Origin of the sequence: Pseudoalteromonas aurantia, from assembly GCF_005886875.1 — a bacterium.
Lineage (GTDB): Bacteria > Pseudomonadota > Gammaproteobacteria > Enterobacterales > Alteromonadaceae > Pseudoalteromonas > Pseudoalteromonas aurantia_A.
Genome location: NZ_PNBY01000250.1, coordinates 1 through 201, shown reverse-complemented (window position 1 = coordinate 201; position 201 = coordinate 1). Strand labels below are relative to the sequence as shown.

1 protein-coding gene is annotated in these 201 nt (G+C 42.8%); it reads left to right on the top strand.

Features of this window, described 5'->3' with window-relative positions; translation table 11 throughout:
• Positions 1-201: hypothetical protein (locus CWC18_RS21320; RefSeq protein WP_212747759.1), on the top strand; the 201-nt coding region annotated here is incomplete at both ends.

The window sequence follows — 201 nt, the reverse complement described above, 5'->3', positions numbered from 1 at the left end:
TATTGAACCATTACAATATCAACAGCGGTGTCCTTGATTTTGATGATTCTGGCAAGAAACGATCTAAAAGAACAACCCGCATTACTGGTGCTCATAAGGTCAAAGATAAAGCCACAGGCGGTTACTTTAACGGTCAACAGCTGGTGTTTATGGTGTTGGTGACTGATGTCGTCACAATTCCTGTGGGGTTCCGTTTCTTTG